Below are 3921 nucleotides of genomic sequence, written 5' to 3'. Positions count from 1 at the left end.
GTTTTTAGCCTCAAGAAAATAGCTTAATAACAAGGCAAAAATTATGAAATATAGTCGTTCTATATAATTAATTTTTAACGCAGTTAGTGAGTTATTTAATTCGCTAAAATGATCATGTTTTAATATAATTGGTATTAGTTAGCCGTGCTTGTTGCCGACAAGTGAACTTTAGAGAGTTAACACAAAAACGACAAACGATTAAAACAAACCTAATAAGTGAGTAAATCTAATCTATAGACTTTAGTCTAATGCTAAATTATTAACTTACGGCAATTGGTATTTATACAATCAGCAACCAGACCAACACTTTATTTAGTGCGTTCAAGTAACTTAACCACTTGGCTAACAACCATTTCTGGCTCATCACTTTGTGGGTAGTGATAGCTTTTGTTTGTTATTACTATTTCACCTTGAGGAAATGCATTAGCCCACTTTGAATGTAAGTCGCCCCACATTTCACGCGCTTTGTCGGTAAAAAATAATACCGATGGCTTTTTATACTTTTTAACTGAAGCGATTACTGTCACGGGTATGTCAGCAATTTGTGGATAATCAGGCAGTGGACGTTTGCCCAAAAATCTAAATACTGATTCGACATTCCATTTTTCATATCGTCGAGCTTTATAGCTGCAATTTCTTTTTCAGCGCTTGGTAAATCAATCGAGCGGATAATAACTACATCGTGCTCTTATATGCAAAAATCGATTTAATATAGTTAAAAATTTAGCCTCAAATTAATGCGCCACCCACTTTACAAAAAATAAACAATTCGATAACATTGAGACTTGTTTTCTATACAGGTACGTAACTATGAAATTTTTAACTTCAACAACTATGTCTTTATTGTTCGCATTGCCATTTTTGGCATCTGCTGCTGGTGATAAAAAAGTAAAATGTGAAACAACAACAAATCAATTAGAATACTATTACGGATTAGCAAGTTGTAGTACATTTGATGGTCATTTTTTGAGTGAATATGTTTCTAAAAGTTATAGCCAATGGTATACAATAATTCAGGACAAATATGATAATGGTTCATGGAAAAACTACCGTTGTAGTAGTAACTTGCCTAATTCTGCATACGAAACAATATCAAATGAATCCTGTCAATATACTCCAAAAGCAAGTATCAACCGACATTATGTAGAAGAAAGTTACGATAGCAGAACAGATACCACATACTATGCTGCAGGTGTTATAGTTGCTCAATTTACGTTTAGCGATAGAGATGGCGAGGTTCAAAAAGTAGAGAAATGGGTAAATGGCCAAAGTACAACCAAAAGTCATGTTGATATTACATCAGCCTCTGAAGTTAAATTAAAAGTAACTGATAACGATGGCAATGTAACAGAAACATCAACTACAGTTTACCCGCCTATGATGCAAACATGCTCTCGCGGAGGCCAACTCATCCTATGTGAAGGTAATTTTTAATTATTGTCTTTAACGTTTTCTCTGGTCATTACTGACACGTAAAGCCTGAGCTTAAGTCAGGCTTTACGTAATTTTAATATTTTCCAATATGGTTTCAAAAAATTGTACCCACTGTTCATAAATCATCACGGGGTTTGTGGGGTTTCTCATTATTTTCTACCTTCGTGAATATAGTTTATCCTATCTTATAAACCAGCAATCTTCTGTATAATCTGATTTATCTAGCACATTCATTATATAACCACTCTAACTTAGGCATCATTCAATCTCGTACGATAAACCCAAAAAACACAAAAAAACCCATATTAGGCGCTAACCTAATATGGGCTTCTTTACTCTCGCTATCTATATCATGCTTTTCATAAGCACTTTATAAAAAGACCTTATAGAGATAATTCTTCTTTAGCACGAGTTAAGTTGTGCGATACCATTGTGCTGTTAGACAATTTTGATGCTTCGTACAAGTCAGCAAGTGCAGCAGTGTCATTATGCGCTTTTAAACGTGCAACACCACGGTTGCTTAATGCGAATGACGTAAGTTGGCGAACTTTAAATCTAGGGCCATCTGCGTCTTTTAAAAGCGCGATTGCTTTAGTACAAATTGCTTCAGCTTGCGCATAATTTTTTGACTTAACATTCAGTGCACAGCTGTTAAATGATTGCTCAAGTGGCTGTGGCGCTGTTGCAGTTTCAATAACCATTAATTTGTAATCACTTGCATCAGCTACTGCAGCAGCTGAACATGTAAGTAGTGAGCTAAGAGCGATAGTTTTGATAAGTGTAAGTTTCATGGTCGTAGTCCTGTTGGTTAAGCCGTGCTTGTTGCCGACAACTGAACTTTAGTGAATTACCACAAAAACGACAAACGATTAAAACAAACCTAATAAGTGAAGAAAATTAACCTATAGACCTTAGTCTAATACGGTTAGCATTTTTCTATATATTTAAGTAGCTTACGCACCAACCCTTGTGTCTGAAATAGCTATCTTGCGTTTTAGAACGTATATAATTATTTATGCTTTTATTTAGTCCGTTTTATTTTAAGCATCTTGCCTTAGCGTAATTGAATAACAATCAAAAAAATTTATACATTTAATCACATGCAATACTAAGTCACGTATTTATAATTTCGACTCTAGTAACTTTTCATCATTAATGAATTAACTGTTTTGAAACACACACTTCCCTTTTTGTTTTTATAAGAGGAAATAAAAAGCGTGTGAAATACAGCTATTTCACACGCTTTTAAAAAATTATATTTAACGGATAGTTTTGGCTACTTTACCAATACTCAAACCCTGAATTAAAATAGAAAACACCACAACCGCATAAGTGAGAGCTAATAAAATATCGCGCTCGTTCCCATCAGGTAACTGCAATACCAATGCAACCGAAATACCACCACGCAAGCCACCCCAGGTTAAAACTTTCCACGCACCTGATGGCAACTCTAATTGCTTATTAAATGTAGTGGTTGTTATACCCACAACGATTAAACGTGCGAGTAAGGCGATTAAAATTGTTAAGCCACCAGCTATAAATAAATTACTCGAAAATGCAATCATGACGACTTCAAGCCCTATGAGTACAAATAAAATGGCATTTAAAATTTCGTCAATTAGCTCCCAAAACAAATCAACGTAATGGCGTGTTTTGTCGCTCATAGCCATACTACGGCCATGATTGCCCACCATTAACCCCATCATTACCATTGCAAGTGGGCCCGACAAATGCCAATGGCTTGCCAGTGCATAGCCACCAATAACGCCCGCTAAAGTAAGTAGTACTTCTTCTTGATAACTATCAATACTTTTGAGTAAGTAATATAAAATACCACCTAATACCAAACCAAAAACAATACCGCCACCCGCTTCAACCGCCAGCGTGTGCGCTACATAATAGGTTGTAGGAATATCACCACTTGATAAAACACCCAATAAAAGCACAAAAATAACCACGCCAATACCATCGTTAAATAACGATTCACCCGCAATCACGGTTTCAATACTTTTAGGCGCACCCGCAGATTGTAAAATTCCCATTACCGCAATAGGATCGGTTGGCGAAATTAATGCACCAAACAGTAAACACCAAATAAACGCTAAATCAAAACCAAGCAAAGGAAGCACTAAATAAAGCGCGCCAGCAATAATAACTGTAGATAACAACGTACCAACACAGGCTAAAATACCTATTGGCAATTTATAGCGCCTTAAATCGCTAACATTTACGTGCAGCGCCCCAGCAAAAAGCAGCATAGAGAGCATGCCATCAAGCAAAACTTCAGTAAAATCTAACTGATCGAGCAAGCTCACTTCGTAATCTATAAGATCATCAAACCCTAAAAAGCCCAAAAATATAGCCGCAATAGAAACCACCATCGAAATAACCATTACACCAATGGTTGTTGGCAAGCCAATAAAGCGATGATTCACATAGGTGAGTAACGCCGTAATTGATAAAAATATCGCGCCAATTTCAAATATG

Annotated in this window: 3 protein-coding genes and 1 pseudogene; 1 reads left to right on the top strand and 3 read right to left on the bottom strand. The window is 36.0% G+C overall.

What is annotated here, in order from left to right:
* Nucleotides 1-308: 308 nt before the first annotated feature.
* Nucleotides 309-688: pseudogene (locus P20495_RS20465) on the bottom strand (alpha/beta hydrolase); the annotation flags it as partial.
* A 122-nt stretch (nt 689-810) separates the two neighbouring features.
* Between P20495_RS20465 and P20495_RS11745 the strand changes: the two are divergent.
* Entirely contained in the window at nt 811-1434 is a 624-nt protein-coding gene (locus P20495_RS11745) for a hypothetical protein (protein ID WP_008135768.1), read from the top strand.
* Nucleotides 1435-1817: 383 nt separating this feature from the next.
* On the opposite strand, the gene P20495_RS11750 is transcribed toward P20495_RS11745, so the two are convergent.
* Nucleotides 1818-2225 (bottom strand): hypothetical protein, encoded by a 408-nt coding sequence (locus tag P20495_RS11750; RefSeq protein ID WP_008135766.1) that lies wholly within the window; start codon nt 2223-2225, stop codon nt 1818-1820.
* Nucleotides 2226-2693: 468 nt separating this feature from the next.
* On the bottom strand, nt 2694-3920 hold the full coding sequence (locus tag P20495_RS20460) for a sodium:proton antiporter (RefSeq protein ID WP_050548466.1): 1227 nt from the start codon (nt 3918-3920) through the stop codon (nt 2694-2696).
* Nucleotide 3921: the final 1 nt, after the last annotated feature.

It is taken from the genome of Pseudoalteromonas sp. BSi20495, from assembly GCF_000241185.1.
Lineage (GTDB): Bacteria > Pseudomonadota > Gammaproteobacteria > Enterobacterales > Alteromonadaceae > Pseudoalteromonas > Pseudoalteromonas fuliginea.
This window is presented reverse-complemented; position numbering and strand designations above follow the sequence as displayed.

Coding starts and splice junctions, on each gene's coding strand:
- P20495_RS11745 (WP_008135768.1), top strand. CDS start 811: ATGAAATTTTTAACTTCAACAACTATGTCTTTATTGTTCGCATTGCCA.
- P20495_RS11750 (WP_008135766.1), bottom strand. CDS start 2,225: ATGAAACTTACACTTATCAAAACTATCGCTCTTAGCTCACTACTTACA.